The sequence below is a fragment of the Noviherbaspirillum massiliense JC206 genome (genome assembly GCF_000312045.1).
GTDB classification, from domain to species: domain Bacteria; phylum Pseudomonadota; class Gammaproteobacteria; order Burkholderiales; family Burkholderiaceae_D; genus Noviherbaspirillum; species Noviherbaspirillum massiliense.
Map to the genome: position 1 here is coordinate 391212 of NZ_HE978634.1, position 15226 is coordinate 406437.

Annotated in this window: 14 protein-coding genes; 2 read left to right on the forward strand and 12 right to left on the reverse strand. The window is 62.2% G+C overall.

Annotated elements, in window-relative coordinates; translation table 11 throughout:
• Positions 1 to 51 precede the first annotated feature (51 nt).
• The 4 genes from HGHM_RS01985 to HGHM_RS02000 form a co-directional block, all read right to left on the reverse strand.
• The gene (locus tag HGHM_RS01985) at positions 52 to 1233 is read right to left on the reverse strand and encodes an acetyl-CoA C-acetyltransferase (RefSeq protein WP_019139826.1); all 1182 of its coding nucleotides are present in this window, start codon (positions 1231 to 1233) and stop codon (positions 52 to 54) included.
• A 13-nt stretch (positions 1234 to 1246) separates the two neighbouring features.
• On the reverse strand, positions 1247 to 3052 hold the full coding sequence (gene aceK, locus HGHM_RS01990; RefSeq protein ID WP_019139827.1) for a bifunctional isocitrate dehydrogenase kinase/phosphatase: 1806 nt from the start codon (positions 3050 to 3052) through the stop codon (positions 1247 to 1249).
• A 142-nt stretch (positions 3053 to 3194) separates the two neighbouring features.
• Positions 3195 to 4379 (reverse strand): isovaleryl-CoA dehydrogenase, encoded by a 1185-nt coding sequence (locus HGHM_RS01995; RefSeq protein WP_019139828.1) that lies wholly within the window; start codon positions 4377 to 4379, stop codon positions 3195 to 3197.
• 124 nt (positions 4380 to 4503) lie between these two features.
• Complete coding sequence (locus HGHM_RS02000; RefSeq protein WP_019139829.1) at positions 4504 to 4965, reverse strand: MerR family transcriptional regulator; 462 nt, start codon at positions 4963 to 4965, stop codon at positions 4504 to 4506.
• A gap of 132 nt (positions 4966 to 5097) precedes the next feature.
• Between HGHM_RS02000 and HGHM_RS02005 the strand changes: the two genes are divergently transcribed.
• Complete coding sequence (locus tag HGHM_RS02005; protein ID WP_019139830.1) at positions 5098 to 6162, forward strand: MBL fold metallo-hydrolase; 1065 nt, start codon at positions 5098 to 5100, stop codon at positions 6160 to 6162.
• Positions 6163 to 6404: 242 nt separating this feature from the next.
• Positions 6405 to 6806 (forward strand): hypothetical protein, encoded by a 402-nt coding sequence (locus tag HGHM_RS02010; protein ID WP_019139831.1) that lies wholly within the window; start codon positions 6405 to 6407, stop codon positions 6804 to 6806.
• Positions 6807 to 6832: 26 nt separating this feature from the next.
• Here HGHM_RS02010 and HGHM_RS02015 read toward each other — a convergent pair whose 3' ends face one another.
• From HGHM_RS02015 to HGHM_RS22990, 8 genes are all read right to left on the reverse strand, one after another.
• Positions 6833 to 7651 carry a helical backbone metal receptor gene (locus tag HGHM_RS02015; protein ID WP_019139832.1) on the reverse strand — a complete coding sequence of 273 codons (819 nt, stop codon included), beginning with the start codon at positions 7649 to 7651 and terminating at the stop codon, positions 6833 to 6835.
• An 85-nt stretch (positions 7652 to 7736) separates the two neighbouring features.
• Positions 7737 to 8423 (reverse strand): thiol:disulfide interchange protein DsbA/DsbL, encoded by a 687-nt coding sequence (locus tag HGHM_RS02020; RefSeq protein WP_019139833.1) that lies wholly within the window; start codon positions 8421 to 8423, stop codon positions 7737 to 7739.
• Between the two features lie 12 nt (positions 8424 to 8435).
• On the reverse strand, positions 8436 to 9071 hold the full coding sequence (locus HGHM_RS02025; RefSeq protein WP_019139834.1) for an SPOR domain-containing protein: 636 nt from the start codon (positions 9069 to 9071) through the stop codon (positions 8436 to 8438).
• Entirely contained in the window at positions 9071 to 10804 is a 1734-nt protein-coding gene (gene argS, locus HGHM_RS02030) for an arginine--tRNA ligase (protein WP_019139835.1), read from the reverse strand. Before argS ends, HGHM_RS02025 begins: the two co-directional genes overlap by 1 nt.
• Positions 10805 to 10899: 95 nt before the next feature.
• Positions 10900 to 11295: a gamma-glutamylcyclotransferase family protein gene (locus tag HGHM_RS02035; RefSeq protein WP_019139836.1), complete on the reverse strand. Its 396-nt coding sequence runs from the start codon at positions 11293 to 11295 to the stop codon at positions 10900 to 10902.
• Positions 11296 to 11326: 31 nt separating this feature from the next.
• Positions 11327 to 12586 carry a GGDEF domain-containing protein gene (locus HGHM_RS22110; protein ID WP_019139837.1) on the reverse strand — a complete coding sequence of 420 codons (1260 nt, stop codon included), beginning with the start codon at positions 12584 to 12586 and terminating at the stop codon, positions 11327 to 11329.
• A 124-nt stretch (positions 12587 to 12710) separates the two neighbouring features.
• Positions 12711 to 14984, reverse strand: coding sequence for a S8 family peptidase (locus tag HGHM_RS22115; RefSeq protein ID WP_019139838.1), 2274 nt, complete (start codon positions 14982 to 14984; stop codon positions 12711 to 12713).
• Positions 14984 to 15145, reverse strand: a complete 162-nt coding sequence (locus HGHM_RS22990; protein ID WP_019139839.1) for a hypothetical protein — start codon at positions 15143 to 15145, stop codon at positions 14984 to 14986. The genes HGHM_RS22115 and HGHM_RS22990 overlap by 1 nt, the downstream gene beginning before the upstream one ends.
• Between the last annotated feature and the right edge of the window lie 81 nt (positions 15146 to 15226).

Here is a 15226-nt window from a genome sequence, read left to right on the forward strand (position 1 = left end):
TCCTTCTCCCTTGCAGGAGGAAGGAGCTTTCTAGCGATCGTTTTAAGTCATTCACACCAACTCAATCGCCATCGCCGTGCCTTCGCCGCCGCCGATGCACAGCGAGGCGACACCCTTCTTGCCGCCGGTTTTCTGTAATGCGCCGATCAGGGTCACGATGATGCGCGCACCGGAGGCGCCGATCGGGTGGCCGAGGGCGCAGGCGCCGCCGTGGATGTTGACCCTGCTGTGCTCGATGCCGTGTTCCTTCATCGCCGCCATCGGCACAGCCGCGAAGGCTTCGTTGATTTCGAACAGGTCCACATCCTTGGTGCTCCAGCCGACCTTCTTGTACAGCTTCTCGATCGCGCCGACCGGTGCGGTGGTGAACCAGTTCGGTTCCTGCGAATGCGTGGCGTGGCCGAGGACGCGGGCGATTGGTTTGCAGCCGAGCTTCTTCGCGGTCGATTCGCGCATCAGCACCAGCGCGGCGGCGCCGTCGTTGATCGAGGAAGAGGATGCGGCGGTGATCGTGCCATCCTTCTTGAAGGCCGGCTTCAATGCCGGGATCTTGTCCAGCTTGGCCTTGAGCGGACCTTCATCCTTGTCGATCACTACGTCGCCACCCTTGGCAGCCACCGTGACCGGCGCGATTTCCCACTTGAAGGAGCCGTCGTTGGTGGCGGCCTGCGCACGCTTGACTGACTCGATCGCGTATGCATCCTGGGCTTCGCGGGTGAACTGGTATTTCGCGGCGCACTCCTCGGCGAAGGTGCCCATCGAGCGGCCTTTTTCGTAAGCGTCTTCCAGGCCGTCGAGCATCATGTGGTCGTACATCATGGCATGCCCGATGCGGTAACCGCCGCGCGCCTTCGGGATCAGGTAAGGCGCATTGGTCATCGATTCCATGCCGCCAGCGACCACCACTTCATTGCTGCCGGCGATGAGCGAGTCGTAGCCGATCATGGCTGCCTTCATCGCGGAGCCGCACATCTTCGACAGGGTGACGGCGCCTGCGGAAACTGGCAGACCGGCCTTGATCGCGGCCTGGCGTGCAGGCGCTTGGCCCTGGCCTGCCATCAGGCAGTTGCCGAACAGGACTTCGTTGACATGCACCGGTTCCAGGCCGGCCCGCTCGACGGCGGCGCGGATCGCAACTGCGCCGAGGTCGTGCGCCGACAGCGCAGAAAAGTCGCCCTGGAAGGCGCCCATGGGAGTGCGGGCGGCACCGACGATGACAATGGGATCGTTCATTTCTCTCTCCAATTTATGCGGCTCGCGCCGCCGGGTTCAAAGGAATGGGCGCGACAGCCTTGTAGCTGAAGCGGACTTCTTGCGGATACGGGAACACGTCTTCGATCTGGCCGTCCAGGATGCGCTGCTTGGCGCTTTGCCAGTACTCGGGCGTCAGCAGGTCAGCATGATGTTTCAGGAAATATTTTTTCACCAGCGTATTGCCGAGCAGGAAAGTGCCGAACTGTTCCGGGAACACATCGTTCTTCGCCACCGGATACCAGGGTTCGGACGCCATTTCCTCTTCCTCGTTGCGCGGCGCGGGGATGCGGCGGAAATTGCAGTCGGTGATGTACTCGATTTCGTCGTAGTCGTAGAACACCACGCGGCCGTGGCGGGTCACGCCGAAGTTCTTGAACAGCATGTCGCCCGGGAAGATGTTGACGCCCACCAGTTCCTTGATCGCATTGCCGTATTCGCGCACGCCATGCTCCACCGCAGCCGTGTCGCCGCGCTGCTCGGCCTGCGCCAGCCAGATGTTGAGCGGCACCATGCGGCGCTCGATGTAGAGATGCCTGATGATGATTTCGTCGCCGTCCTCTTCCACCACGGACGGCGCGACTTCCTTCAGCTCCGCCAGCAGTTCTTCCGAGAAGCGCGCGCGCGGGAAGGCCACGTTCGAATATTCCAGCGTATCGGCCATGCGGCCGACGCGGTCGTGGTTTTTCACCAGCAGGTATTTTTCCTTGACGATGGCGCGCGTGGTGTCCTTCGGCGGCGGGAAGTAATCCTTGATCACCTTGAACACATAGGGGAAGGACGGCAGCGCGAATACCACCATCACCAGGCCGCGGATGCCGGGCGCCGGCTCGAAGCAGTCGGAGGAATGCCTCAGGTGATGCAGGAAGTCGCGGTAGAACGCCGCCTTGCCGAGCTTCTGCAGGCCGAGGATAGTGTAGATCTCGCTGCACGGCTTGTTCGGCAGCAGGGTGCGCAGGAAATGCACATAGGCCGACGGCACCTCCATGTCGACCATGAAGTAGGCCCGGGTGAAGGAGAACAGGATCACGATCAGGGTCGGATCGAACAGCACCGTGTCGAGCACCAGCTCGCCCTTGCGGTTGTAGAGGATGGGCACCACGAAGGGGTAGATGCGGTTGCCGTTGATGCCCTTGCCCACCACGTAGGCACCCTTGTTGCGGTAGAACAGGCTGGCCAGCACATGGATCTGGTGGTTCGGTTCCATCACCGCATTGCCGAACATCGCGTGCAGGCGGGTTTCGACATGGCCGATGTCGCGGTCGAGATCGGCAAAGCGCCCCTGAAGTTGGAAATTCGTGATGATGCGCTTCAGGGTGTAGCGCAAGCCGTCCTTGGCGGGATAGTAGACGCGGTAGGTCGGTTCGAGCTCGTCGGTCTCGATGTACTCGGTGGAGACTGCAGGCCGCACGAAGATGAAATCGTTGTGGAAGTAGGTGCGGTGCAGGATGTGGGTGCAGACCGAATTGAAAAAGGTTTCGGCCAGTTCCGGCTGCTTGTGATTGAGCAGGAGACCGATGTAATGCAGCTTGACCTCGCGCCAGACGTCGTCGCTCAGTTCATCCGGCGCGTATTCGTCTTCCAGGATCTGCACGCATTCCTGCACCCGCTGGTCGTAAAAGGCGATGCGTTCCCGCGCCTTGACCTGGGCCGTTTGCCAGTCGCGCGTTTCGAAGTAGCAGCGCGCATCCTGGCTGGCCTGGCGAAACAGCCGGTAATGCTTGTCGAATCCATCCAGGATCGTGCGTGCGATATCGAACGCGATCTGGGAAGACAGCAGTTTGGGGAAGGCTGTGCGCATGGTTGTCATCGGCCGGGGTCAGGCTCCAGTGTATCCAAATACGGAATAGGCAAAGAACGCCATTGTAAACGGCCGCATGCGCCACACGCCAACATGCCTGCCTTGCCAGGCTTCTCACCGGCAATGCAGGCAGCAGGCTTCATCAGCGGGTTTCGGCAAACAGTTCGCGGCCGATCAGCATGCGCCGGATTTCGCTGGTGCCGGCGCCGATTTCATACAGCTTGGCATCGCGCCACAGGCGCCCTGCCGGATAGTCGTTGATGTAGCCGTTGCCACCCAGCGCCTGGATGGTTTCGCCCGCCATCCAGGTGGCCTTTTCCGCCGAATAGAGAATCGCGCCGGCCGCGTCCTTGCGCAGCGCACGTACCGCATCCGGCGTCCTTGCGCGGTCGCAGGCCTGCCCGACTGCGTACACATAGGCCTTGCACGCCATCATGGTGGAATACATGTCGGCGAGTTTGCCCTGCATCAACTGGAATTCACCGATCGGCTGCCCGAACTGCTTGCGCTCGTGAACATAGGGCACGGCCACATCCATGCAGGCTTGCATGATGCCGAGCGGTCCGCCGGAGAGAACGGCGCGCTCATAATCGAGGCCGGACATCAGCACGTTCACGCCCTTGCCCAAGCCGCCAAGCACGTTTTCCGCCGGCACCTCGCAATCCTGGAACACCAGTTCACCGGTATGCGAGCCGCGCATGCCGAGCTTGTCGAGCTTTTGCGCCACCGAGAAGCCCTTGAAATGCTTTTCGATCAGGAAGGCCGTGATGCCGCGCGGGCCGGCTTCCAGGTCATTCTTCGCATACACCACCAGCACATCCGCGTCCGGGCCGTTGGTGATCCACATCTTGCTGCCGTTCAGCACCCAGCGGTCGCCCTTGAAGTCGGCGCGCAGGCGCATGCTCACCACATCGGAGCCGGCATTCGGCTCGGACATGGCGAGCGCGCCGACATACTCGCCGGAAACAAGTTTCGGCAGGTAGCGGGCTTTCTGTTCTTCCGTGCCATTGCGGCGGATCTGGTTGACGCACAGGTTGGAATGCGCCCCATAGGACAACCCAACCGAAGCCGACGCGCGCGAAATTTCTTCCATGGCGATGATGTGCGCGAGGTAACCCATCGCGGTGCCGCCGTATTGTTCCTCCACGGTCACGCCAAGCAGGCCGAGGTCGCCCATCTTCTTCCACAAGTCCATCGGGAACTGGTCGCTGCGGTCGATCTCGGCCGCACGCGGCGCAATTTCCGCCTGCGCGAACTCTTGCACGGTGGCGCGCAAGGCGGCGATGTCCTCGCCATGGTCAAAGCTCAGTCCGGGCAGATTCATCATAAGGTCCTCGCAATGGTGGACGCGCCACCTAGGTTCAGGGAAATTCCGGAAAAGGAAGCAAAATCATAGCCGCAGTTGCCGTTTACGTAAACGTAAAGCGCCGGCCGCGGCTGAGCTGGCTCAATCAGGCCGCGTCCTTCAGTGCCCGCGCGCCTTCCTTGCTCCGGCGCGCCGGCGCCTTGGCGGCGCCAGCCTTTGGCGTCTTGCCGCCATTGGCCAGCAGGCGCTGGCATTCGGCCTCGTGCGCGGCGATTTCCGCCAGCGTCACTTCGATGTCTTCGCGCTGCTGCTCCAGCGTTTCGCGCTGCTGCGCCAGCACCTGCAGGAAGCGCTTGAGCTGGGCGCTGGTGTCCTTCGGCGATTCATACATGTCGACCAGGTTCTTGATTTCCGCCAGGCTCAGGCCGAGGCGCTTGCCGCGCAGCGTGAGCTTCAGCCGGGTGCGCTCGCGTGCGCCATAGACGCGGACGCGGCCGCCGGCGCCTTCGCGTTTCGGACTGAGCAAGCCCTGGTCTTCGTAGAAGCGGATGGCGCGCGGCGTGATGTCGAATTCGCGCGCCAGTTCGGTGATGGTGTATGTCGGCATGGGGTCTCGCGTGCGCGGTCTTTCAGCAATGAAAGCCGATTGTGTTTAGAATTCCGAAGGAACAGTTTACGTTAACGTCAATCGCATTGTAGGTCCGTGCGCCGCAATTGTGAACCGCCTGAAAGCCTCCCGATGAATCCGTTCGAATCGCAACTCGCCTATCCCTTCGGCGACACCCTTCCGCAACCCGGCACTGTGCATGAAGTCGCGCCCGGACTCCTGTGGCTGCGCATGGGCCTGCCGTTCGCGCTCGACCATATCAACCTGTGGCTGGTGCGGGATGAATTCGTGACCGATACCGGCGTGCGCAAGGGCTGGACCGTGATCGATTGCGGCATCACGAGCGATGCGACCCGCGCTGCGTGGGAAAGCATTTTTTCGGATTGCCTGCAAGGCTTGCCGATTTGCCGGGTGATCGTGACCCATTGCCATCCCGACCATGTCGGACTGGCACACTGGCTGTGCGAGCGCTGGCAGGCGCCGCTGTGTATGACCACCGGCGAATACGGCTTTGCACGCATGATGTCGGCCGCCCTGCCCGGCGTGGATGGCACGGCGATGCTGCCGCATTTCCAGCAGCATGGCCTGATCGATCCGGCGATGTTGGAAAAGCTGCGGGGCCGCCGCAGCTATTATCCGACGCTGGTACCGGCGGTTCCGACAGCATACCGGCGCATGCAGGACGGACAGGTGCTGCGCATCGGCGGGCATGGCTGGCGCGTGATCACCGGCTTCGGCCATTCGCCGGAACATGCCTCGCTGTACTGCGAGGAGCTGAACGTGCTGGTTTCCGGGGATATGGTGCTGCCACGCATTTCCACCAATGTCTCGGTGTTCGCGGTCGAGCCGGAAGCGAACCCGGTCAAGCTGTATCTCGATTCGCTGGAAAAATTCCGCGGCTTGCCGGAAGACACTCTGGTATTGCCTTCGCACGGCAAGCCCTTCCGCGGCCTGCATACGCGCATTGCGCAATTGATCGATCATCACGAGGCACGCCTGGCGGAAGTGCTGGCCGCCTGCAGCACACCGCGCTCGGCAGCGGACATCGTGCCCATCATGTTCCGCCGCCCGCTCGATGCCCATCAGCTCACCTTCGCGCTCGGCGAAGCGCTCGCGCACCTGCACAAGCTCTGGCAGGATGGCGCACTGCGTCGCGTCACCGGCAGCGACGGCGTCATCCGCTTCAGCGTCGCATAGCCAGCTGCACTGCAGCGCAGTGCAAGGTTACCTGCAAGCGGAAACTATCGGTAATCCATCAACTCCAAGTTGTTTCTGGGTGTTTTCCGATGCAGCATTGTGAAACGGAATGTTTCATCGACTTTCATGTGCGCCTTGGAAGCAAGGACATGAAAGACATGAACCAGCCTTTGCAGTTCAATCACGAAAGTTTCCGCGGTAGAGACTGACTATCACGGCGCGACATGGAATAGTGCGCGGTCATGAACCCATCCATTGAACGAGAAGGTTTTAGCCAGCGGCTTCAGCAGGCGCTAAGAAACGCTGAATACTCGCCCGACAGTCCCACCCAGTTAGCAAGGGAATTCAATCTTCGCTTCGAAGGACGGCCGATCACAGTCCACGCAGCCCGCAAATGGATCGTCGGCGAAGCCATTCCCACTCAGGAAAAATTACGCACTCTCGCGCAGTGGCTGGGCGTGCCTGCCGACTGGCTGCGCTTTGGCGGCGAGCAAGCCGCGGGCGCGGAAGGCGGCGGCGTACCGAACCGCTTCGAATCCGCCGATGTGAAGCTGATCGCCGACCTGCAGCGGCTCGACGAGCATCATCAAGCCATCGCACGCGAATTCATCCGCTTGCTGGTGCGCATCAACCGCAAGAAGTAAAGCCCGCCGCGCTTTCGAAGCAGCGGTCAGGCGGATTCCGCAGCCAGCCGGCGCAGATAGCGCAAACCTTCAATGGCGCGGCTGCCGTACCAGGACAGCATTTCGCCATCGACCAATTGCACCGGCTTGCCGATCTGCCGCTCCAGCGCATCGGCATGTGCTTCAGTAAATCGGTAGGGCTCGGTCGACAGCAGCACGGTGTCGATGCCGTCCATCATATGATCCGACCAGGAAAATGCTGGATAGCGCAGCGGCGACCCGGCCGCATCTGCGGCCTCCCAATTGCGCCAGCCGATTTCCTCCAGCATGCGTGCGATATAGGTATTGCGCGAGATCGTCATCCACGGATCTTTCCAGATGCAGTACAGCACGGTGCGCGGCCGGGACGGCATGACTGACTGCTGCTGCAGCAGCGCAGCGTACTCGCGCTCGAATTCGGCGCACAGTGCTTCGGCCCTTTCCTGCACGCCGAAGATGCCGCCCAGCAGGCGATACAGGCCGGGATTGTCGCGTGGTGCGAGCGGGTGGGTAACGATGATGTGGGGAACGAATTGTGCCAGCGCATCGACGGTCGGCTTTTCGTTTTCATCGATGTTGACGATCAGATGCGTGGGCGCGAGCGCACGAACCTTGTCGAGCCGAACATCCTTGGTGCCGCCGACTTTCGGAATCGCGCGCACCTCCTCAGCCGGATGAATGCAAAACCCGGTGCGGCCGACGAGGTATTGCGCGAGGCCCAGGTCGCACAGCAATTCGGTAAGGGAAGGCACCAGGGACACGATGCGCGGCGCCTTGCCCGGCGCCACCGGCTGGTGTTCCTGACCAATCGCATCCAGCAGCTTCATGTTTTCAGTTCCGGTTGAAAAGCACGGCTGAAAAAAAAAGTCCGTCCTCTTGCGAGTGACGGACTCCTGGCGCAGGTGCGCCGGCTTACTTGGCGGGCTTGGCGCCGCTGCGCTCGGCTGCGGCCCTGGCCACCAGCGCATCCATCACCTGCAGCGTGGCCGACTGCAGCACCGGCTCCGGCTGGCGTCCCATGCTGGCGCCGACGATCGACGGCGATGTCAGGTAACGGCCATTGATGGCGATCAGCGGCACGCCGTCGACTTCATAGGCGGACTGCAGCTGGGTAGCGCGGCGGACCTTGCTCTGCACGCCGAAGGAGTTGTACAGCTCCAGGAATTTTTGCTTGTCCACGCCCTGGCTGGTCACGAAATCGGTGACCGCGGCATCGGTATCGAGACTTTTGCGCTCGACATGGATGGCATTGAAAATCTTCTTGTGCAGTTCATCGAGCTTGCCCATCGCTTCGAGCGCATAAAACATTTTCTGCTGCGGGATGAAGGACTCGCGGAAGTTCACCGGTACGCGCTTGAAGGCAATGCGGTCGCCCTGCTTCTTCACCCAGTCACTGAGCGCCGGATCGAAGGCATAGCAGTGCGGGCAGGCATACCAGAAGAATTCGATGACTTCGACCTTGCCGGTGGAATCGGTCTGCTGCGGCGTGGCGAGCGTGCGGTAATCGACGCCGTTCTGCGGATTGGCGGGCGTGGCGCTCGCGCTTGCTGCGATCAGGGTCAGGCTTACTGCGGCCAACAGGTGTTGAAACAAACGCATACTGTTCCTTTCTTATTTAGCAGTTCGTACGACAGCGGCATCTATCCCGTTTTCGGACAGCTTGCCGCGGACGCGGGTCATGGCGTCGAGTTGCGCGAAGGGGCCGATCCGCACGCGATAGAGTGTACCGTTTTCGGACTGGCGTTCCGTGATCTGGGCATCGACGCCCAGCAGCGCGAGTTTACCGCGAACAGCTTCGGCATCATTCTGCTCGCGGAAGGCGCCCGCCTGCAGAAAGTATTGCCACTTGTTGTCGCCACCCGCTGCCTTGCCAATCGCTTCCTTCGGATCAGGCTTGGCATTCGCCTTCTTCTGCTCTTCGACGGCGGCGAGCAAGTCCTGCTGTGCATTTCCCTTGCCCTTTCCAGCTGTGGCATCCGCAGGCGGCAGGGTTTTCTCGGGCTCCTTGATGAAGTCCTTCGGTGGCGCCTTGCCATACAGCGGCTTGTTCGGATCGGAAACCTGTCCAGGCGCCGCTGCCGCCGGCTTTTCGATGCGAGCCGACTTGACCGGGAACAGCATTGGATTCTTCGTGACCGCCAGTGCCACGACCAAAGCGATGCCGAGGCCGATGACCAGGCCGATGATGATGCCCAAGAGGGTGCCGCCGTGCTGCTTCTTCATTTGCTTGAAACCCATTTCTTTCATTACATCCTTGCCGGCGTGGAGACGCCGATCAGTGCCAGGCCATTGCGCAGCACCTGCCGTGTGGCCTGCAGCAGCGCCAGGCGCGCCATCTTCGTCGGCTCATCGTCGACCAGCACGCGCTCGGCGTTGTAGTAGCTGTGCAGTTCGGCAGCGAGGTCGCGCAGGTAGAAAGCTACCTGATGCGGGCCGAGTTCGTCGAGCGCTTTCTGCAGCATTTCCGGGTATTCGGCGAGCTTGGCCAGGAGCGTCGCCTCGCGCGGCGATGTCAATGGTGCAAGATCGACGCCTTGCAGGGCCGCTTCATCGCCGCCCCACTGCGCAAACACCGAGCAGATGCGGGCATGTGCATACTGCACGTAATACACGGGATTCTCGTCCGACTGCGACAGCGCGAGGTCGACGTCGAAGGTGAACTCGGTATCGGCCTTGCGCGAGATGAGGAAGAAGCGCACCGCGTCGCGGCCGCGCGTGAGGTCGCGCTCGCCGCTTTCACTTCTCGCGTCGCCCGCGGACCATTCGATCAGGTCGCGCAGCGTGACATAGGAACCGGCACGCTTGGAAATCTTCACTTCCTCGCCATTCTTCATGACGGTGACCATCTTGTGCAGCACGTAGTCGGGATAGCCTTGGGGAATGTCGAGGCCGACTGCCTGCAGGCCGGCGCGCACCCGCGCGATGGTGCCGTGGTGGTCGCTGCCCTGCACGTTGATGACCTTGCCAAAGCCGCGCCGCCACTTGGCGATGTGGTAAGCCACGTCCGGCACGAAATAGGTATAGCTGCCGTCGGACTTCTTCATCACGCGGTCCTTGTCGTCGCCGTACTCGGTGGTGCGCAGCCAGAGCGCGCCGTCCATTTCGTAGGTCTTGCCGGCCTTGACCAGCGCATCGACCGTGGCTTCCACCTTGCCGTCGTGGTACAGCGAGGATTCAAGGTAATAGTTGTCGAACTTCACGCCGAAGGCCTGCAGGTCGAGATCCTGCTCGCGGCGCAGGTAGGCGACCGCGAACATGCGGATCGATTCGAGGTCGTTGGGATCGCCGCTGGCGGTCACCGGGCCGCCGTCGCTGGCGGACACGGTTTTCTTCGCGAGGAAGTCGGCGGCGATGTCGGCGATGTAGTCGCCGTTGTAAGCCGATTCCGGCCAGTGCACATCGCCCGGCTTGAGGCCGCGGGCACGCGCCTGCACCGAATAGGCAAGGTTGCCGATCTGGGCGCCGGCGTCGTTGTAATAGAACTCGCGCGTGACATCGTAGCCCTGGGACTGCAGCAGTGCCGCCAGTGCATCGCCGAGCGCACCTTGGCGGCCGTGGCCGACATGCAGCGGGCCGGTCGGGTTGGCGGACACGAATTCCACCATCACCTTCTTGCCGGCGCCGATATTGCCTTTCCCGTAAGTCTCGCCCTGCTGCATGATGGCATGGACGACCGCCTGCTTGGCGGCAGTGGCTACGCGCAGATTGATGAAGCCGGGGCCGGCGACTTCGGCGGATTCGATCAGGCCTGCGCATGCCGGGCTGGCCAGCAGCGCGGTGACGAGGGATTGCGCGAGTTCGCGCGGATTCTTCTTCAGGGGCTTGGCCAGCTGCATTGCAATATTGCAGGCAATGTCGCCATGCGAGGGATCGCGCGGACGTTCGAGAACGACATTCGGTTGCAGGCCGGTTCCTGCCACGACAGGAGCAAGTGCCGCCTGGAACAGGTCGGCAATCTGTTGTTTTTGTGAAGCGAGCATGGGGTTATGGGATGTCGGCCAAGCGGCCTTGGATTGAAGTTGCAGAATAGCGGAATTATACCGGCTTGCCTGCCCCGGACTTGTTATCGACTGTTTCAGGCGCCAGGGCAATAAGCTTGCAGGAAACGGTGCAGCTGAAACGCTTCCGGATTCCAGGGCAATGCCGACAGGCGGCCTGGCAACAGGTAAATAAAGGCGCCGGCAGACAGGCTGGCGCCCGAGGCAAGCACCGCTTCCACCATGTCGCGCCGGTACTCGCTGCCTTCGAATGCATCGAGCACCGCGACATCGTCCGGTGCCACATCGAAATACACGATGCCCTCCACCCGGTCATCGGCATTGCGCACCATGCCGGGATAAGTCGCGCCGGCAACGGCGTAACGCGCATGCCCGGCAACGCTGGCCGGCGCAGAGCGATAGCGGCCACGCACCACGCGCTCCCATACTTCGGGAAACATCAGCGAGCCGTAGGTGAAGACATGGATGGTCATGCGAAATGCGAAGGATCTCGGACGGGAAGGCTCAGGCGCGCCGCGCCTGGTGTTCCCGGGGCACCTGCACGGCGACCTGATTGCGCCCGTTCAGCTTGGCCCGGTATAGCGCAGCGTCGGCGTCGGCCAGCAACTGCGCTGGTTCGGTCTGCAACGCGGGCAGCGCCGCAGCCACGCCGAAACTGGCGGACACCACCGGCGCCACCGTCGAGGCAGCATGCGGCATATTCAATTCCAGCACCGCCTGGCGCATGCGCTCGGCGACTTCCGCGGCGTCCTCGAGTGCAGTAGCCGGCAGCAGCACCACGAATTCCTCGCCGCCGAAGCGCGCCACCAGGTCGGACGAGCGCTGCGGCACCGCGCTCAGGGCGATTGCAATCTGCTGCAGGCAGCTGTCGCCGGCGGGATGGCCATAATGATCGTTGTAATTCTTGAAGCAGTCGACATCGATCAGGATCATCGCCAGCGGCTGCGACTCGCGGCGGGCGCGTCCCCATTCGAGCTTCAGGCGGTAATCGAGTTCGCGCCGGTTCGCAATCTGGGTCAGGGCATCTTCGGCGGAAAGTTTTTGCAGCAACTCGACCGCATGACTCAGTTCCTCGTTGCGCTCCCGCTCGCGCGCGCGTGCGAGATGGGCAAGCCGCCGGTCATGGTTCATCTGGTAATTGGCGAGCAGGCTGATCACCGCGGCCGCAAAAAATAACAGCCAGCTGTTGAAGCGAACTGGCGCAGCGCCTGGATTGAGTCTGATCAGATAAAAGCCATAGACGACGGATAGCGCAACGGAAGTGACCAACGCGCCGCGAAAGCGCTGGCCGAGGGCAATATTGCCGAACAAGACCACCAGGATGATGCCGGCATGGTAGTGAACGGCGTTCGGATGCCGGCTGAGTCCGGCGATCCACGCGACACTGACGCCGACGAGAACAATGGCCACCGATACGATGATTTCGCGCATCAGCTTGCCAGGCAGGCGGATTCCGCCGAGGATGCCAAGAACAAGCAGTGGCAGGACCGTCATGCGGATCTTCCAGGCTTGCCAGTACGCGTCAGGCATCATCATGAAATCGCTGATCGCGAACAGGCCATAGAGGAGCAGGGCCACCAGGCCGGAGCGCCGCAACTGGCGGACCTGCATTGCATCCATGTCCGCCTCGAAGGCGGCTTCCACGCGCGCGGAAAATCCGTCTGCCGGCGCCTGACCGCTCTGTGCTGCAGCCGGCTGCGCAGGGGCTGCCTCCTCTGGCGGGGAAGGTTCGTTAGCGATCAGGATTTCCGGCGTTCCGGCCATATATGCACTGCGTGAGGAATTGGTTGCGCAATGTTGGGATGATACCCGCAAGCGGCGCAAAATGTTTCCTCAGCGCAATCATTTTACCGATTCGATCCTCCCGAAGACCGCAACGAGTCAAGCCTCAGAACTGCCTCGTATACCGCAAGGCGAGCAGCGCTTCCGGGGGCGCATCGGCCAGGTTGTTGGGTTCGTGCCGCCACATCAAGGTCGTGCCGATCGAGGAATCATGGTCCAGGGGCGACTGGTAATTCAATTCCGCGCGCAATTCGCGCCCGGCCGGCGCCATGGGCAGCACCACGCGCTCGCGCACCGCGTTGCCTTCGCCGTCGACGCTGGCCACGGTATCGAGCACCATCCTTCCGGAATAGGTGCGCATCGGCTGCGACAGCGCGAAGCTGAAGCGGTCGCCTTCCGCCATCCGGTTGGAAGTGACCAGCGCCAGGGAAAACGCGTTGGTCCTGGTTTCACCGATTTCCGCAATCAGGCTGCCCGGGTTCGCGCTGCCCGGTGTGCTGCCGAAGGCTGCCTGCCCTGCCAGCGCCCAGTGCGGCGTCAGCAGCAGCGCGCCGGCCAGCTGCACCGAGCTGGTGGTCGCATGCGGGCTCAAGGCGAGCGCGCCGCTCGACTGCGAACCAAGGAATGCATTTTTTTCACTGGTCTGCAGGAAGGACATCGACAGCGCCGCGTGTTCAAAGGATTGCGACAATTCAAGCAGCGCGGAATCCGCTCTCGGTCGTGTGCTCGGCAGGCCGGGCGGCGTATAGGCAACATCCTGCGACTGCAGCATCTCATTCACGCCGGAACTGAGCATGCCGAACTTGATCTTGATGCCGCCCGCGCTGTAGGCCGCGGCGGCGTGCGCGGCAGAGGGAATCAGGCTGAAATAGGGGTTCGACAACGCGGAAACCATGCCCAGCCCCAGGCCCTGCGCAATCTCCAGGCCGCCCGCACCGAAATAATTCGCGGCCATGCCGCCGATGCCGAATGCCGCTTCCGCACCATCGGCGGTTTGCGAAACCAGCGAAAACGCCGCCAGCCGGTCGGCATAACTGCGTTCGCCGTACCCATATCCCTTGCCTGCGACCGGCAGAGCGTGCTCATAGGCCGCCATCAGCTGCGCACCGTTCGGCAGCACGGTTTCCGCCACTTCGATGCGGCGGTCGAGAGAGCCGAACACGTCCTGCACCGACAGGGTGGGCGGCCGGGACACCGACTGGCCGAGGTCGACCGAGTAATCGCGCTGGTAGTCGTCGAACCCCAAGGCGCGCAGCCGGCCCGACAGCGCCAGCCGCCACAACTGGCTGGTGGCGGCCGACGGCCGGGCAGAACCCAGCAGGATGCTGACGGTCGAGCCGTCGAAGGCCGTCGTGCTCAGCGTGCCGATCGGCTGCAGCGCTTTTTCGACGTTCAGCAGGCCGCGTCCGTACACCGCGTCGATGCCGGGCGCGCCGAGGTCGGTCGCGGTCGTGAATAGAATGTTGGCGATTTGATCGGCGCTCAGCCGCGGCCAGCATTGCTTGATCAATGCCGCCGCGCCGCTTACCACCGGCGTGGCCATCGACGTGCCGCTCATGTAGGCATACTGGCCGTTCAGGTAGGAGGACAGGATGCTGGTGCCGGGAGCGACCAGGTACCACTGTGCGGTATCGCCGGCCAGGTTGGAATACGGCGCGATCTGCTTGTTCGCATCGACTGCGCCGACGGCGATGATCTGGTTGTTCGCCCACGATTCCTTGGCAAAGCGCGCGGGCCAGTTCGGATTGGCTGCGCTCTCGTTGCCGGCGGCGGCGACGATCAGCATGCCCGCGGCAACTGCTTCCTGCATCGCGGCGGAGCTGTATCTGGCCTCCGCGCCGAGGCTCATGTTCACGATGGACGCGCGCCCGATGGCATAGCGCAGCCCGGCATCGAGGTAAGCGGTCGAACCCTTGCCGTCGTCGCCAAGTACCTTGATTGGCAGGAGTTGCGCATCGAATGCGAGGCCGAACGTGCCCTTGCCATCGCGCGCGGCGCCGATGATGCCGGCGACATGCGTGCCATGCCCGGCGTAATCGGTGACATCGGTGGAACCGTTCAGGGTATTGAAGCCGCGCAGCAGCTTGCCGGCTTCCCGGAATTCGTCATGGCCGGCCGTGATGCCGGTGTCCAGGATCGCGACCGTCACGCCTCTGCCGGTGATGCGATGCGCATAGGCGTAATCCGCATTGAGCGGTGTAACTGTGGCTGCCGAATTGACATGCTCGGGGTCGTATGCGCCATCGACGGGAAAGTACAGCTGGGCCGGGCGCACAACGATATCGCTGTTGGCGGCTTCATCGGCATGAACGGGAATACTGAAGACCGCAGCCAGCGCAAGCGCCATCAGGCTGGGTCGGAAACAATCAAGCTTGAACATCAAATGCCGTCTGGGTATTTCTTGAGCAGAAAGGGCGGCGCGATCACGGATACCTGCGCTGGAACCAGCGACAGCTGCGGCCCCGCTGCCTCGCGATGCTCAGTCGCGAAACCCGGAAGCTTTTCGTCCCCGCCCTTGTGGATTGGTAGTTGCGTTTCCATTGTGCATTTAAATTTTTCGCTTGGAAACTTTTTGAAGAGTAAATCGCGAGAGCCAGTCGCCACAGCGCGACAGCATGCCAA

What these genes read in the sequence shown, in the direction of transcription:
- HGHM_RS01985 (WP_019139826.1), bottom strand. Translation starts at nt 1,233, where the DNA reads ATGAACGATCCCATTGTCATCGTCGGTGCCGCCCGCACTCCCATGGGC.
- HGHM_RS01995 (WP_019139828.1), bottom strand. Translation starts at nt 4,379, where the DNA reads ATGATGAATCTGCCCGGACTGAGCTTTGACCATGGCGAGGACATCGCC.
- HGHM_RS02000 (WP_019139829.1), bottom strand. Translation starts at nt 4,965, where the DNA reads ATGCCGACATACACCATCACCGAACTGGCGCGCGAATTCGACATCACG.
- HGHM_RS22990 (WP_019139839.1), bottom strand. Translation starts at nt 15,145, where the DNA reads ATGGAAACGCAACTACCAATCCACAAGGGCGGGGACGAAAAGCTTCCG.
- HGHM_RS02035 (WP_019139836.1), bottom strand. Translation starts at nt 11,295, where the DNA reads ATGACCATCCATGTCTTCACCTACGGCTCGCTGATGTTTCCCGAAGTA.
- HGHM_RS02025 (WP_019139834.1), bottom strand. Translation starts at nt 9,071, where the DNA reads ATGAAAGAAATGGGTTTCAAGCAAATGAAGAAGCAGCACGGCGGCACC.
- HGHM_RS02015 (WP_019139832.1), bottom strand. Translation starts at nt 7,651, where the DNA reads ATGAAGCTGCTGGATGCGATTGGTCAGGAACACCAGCCGGTGGCGCCG.
- HGHM_RS22110 (WP_019139837.1), bottom strand. Translation starts at nt 12,586, where the DNA reads ATGGCCGGAACGCCGGAAATCCTGATCGCTAACGAACCTTCCCCGCCA.
- HGHM_RS22115 (WP_019139838.1), bottom strand. Translation starts at nt 14,984, where the DNA reads ATGTTCAAGCTTGATTGTTTCCGACCCAGCCTGATGGCGCTTGCGCTG.
- HGHM_RS02010 (WP_019139831.1), top strand. Translation starts at nt 6,405, where the DNA reads ATGAACCCATCCATTGAACGAGAAGGTTTTAGCCAGCGGCTTCAGCAG.
- aceK (WP_019139827.1), bottom strand. Translation starts at nt 3,052, where the DNA reads ATGCGCACAGCCTTCCCCAAACTGCTGTCTTCCCAGATCGCGTTCGAT.
- HGHM_RS02005 (WP_019139830.1), top strand. Translation starts at nt 5,098, where the DNA reads ATGAATCCGTTCGAATCGCAACTCGCCTATCCCTTCGGCGACACCCTT.
- HGHM_RS02020 (WP_019139833.1), bottom strand. Translation starts at nt 8,423, where the DNA reads ATGCGTTTGTTTCAACACCTGTTGGCCGCAGTAAGCCTGACCCTGATC.
- argS (WP_019139835.1), bottom strand. Translation starts at nt 10,804, where the DNA reads ATGCTCGCTTCACAAAAACAACAGATTGCCGACCTGTTCCAGGCGGCA.